The organism is Oleiphilus sp. HI0080, assembly GCF_001635135.1.
This window is the reverse complement of record NZ_LWFU01001002.1, coordinates 1-1,096: the sequence shown is the minus strand read 5'-3', so window position 1 is coordinate 1,096 and position 1,096 is coordinate 1. Positions and strand designations below refer to the sequence as shown.

1 protein-coding gene is annotated in these 1,096 nt (G+C 43.0%); it reads left to right on the top strand.

Features of this window, described 5'->3' with window-relative positions; translation table 11 throughout:
* Window positions 1-591: 591 nt before the first annotated feature.
* The coding region (locus A3751_RS19100; RefSeq protein WP_304439058.1) for a 2-dehydropantoate 2-reductase N-terminal domain-containing protein at window positions 592-1,096 on the top strand (505 nt) is incomplete at its 3' end.

Sequence of the window (1,096 nt, the reverse complement as noted above, 5' to 3'; positions counted from 1 at the left end):
TTATATTTTTTCAGAGAACTTAGGTTCTTCTTGTGCTTCTGATTTTGTTTTTTCTTTCTGTGAATAAATTCCGATCGTATGTTCGGCACACGCTTAATTGCTTAATTGCTTAATTGCTTAATTAGTTGGCGAAATACATCGCTTCAAAATATTCTTTAAGGGCTCCAAAGCTTGCTTCTTCAGTAGAACCTTCCAATTCAAATAACGCTACACCTAGTACTTTTTTCATTGCTGCTACCCCTCGGCATTTCACTTGCAACAAGCAAACGCCCTCAGTTATAAATGAATCAGCTGAGCTGATTGGCGCGTAACGCACTTACTGCTTTGCGCCAATCAGTCCGTCAACTAACACGTTGCATATAGCTTGCCAACAATCAGAAAAAACAGGTTTATACCATATAATTCAGTAACTTAACGAAAGACACAAGCAAATCAGTAGACCATACTGATTCTTGGACGAGCAATACTACGCACAAATTTTGACCAAACCGCACCACCATGTAACATGCATCGATAACATTTCGAACATACTTGATCTAACTCGGTGGTGATTTAGTCACGCCTTAACACTGACTTTCAAAAGGTACGCCATTGCACATTCTTATATACGGAGCCGGTACAACAGGCTGCTACATCGCGGCGCAATGCAAAGAAGCTGGAGTGCAGACAAGCCTGGTTTGCCGGCCACGCATTCGCAAAGACTTAGAACGTTCAGGAGGGCTTCATTATAGTGACTATACGGGAAGGGCTAGCTCGGTTGCGCTACCCAGTTTGAACACGGTTTTACCAGACCTTTCTTCACAGCATTTCGATCTCTGCTTGGTCACACTCAAGTGCCATCAACTTGAAGGTGCGCTCGATGATCTCGTTCAACTTTCGAACGCTGGTTGCGAGATGCACTTTTTACAAAACGGTTTGAATGCTTTTCAGCAACTTCCGCAACTCGAGCATCAATCCAATTGCTATTCAGGCATCATTCCTTTCAATGTCGTCACGCTTTCGGAAAACGACGGTATAAAGTTTCACCAAGGCACGGAAGGTGTATTACAGCTTCAATCTACTCCTTTAACCCAGCGGCTAGATGCTGCATTTCAAA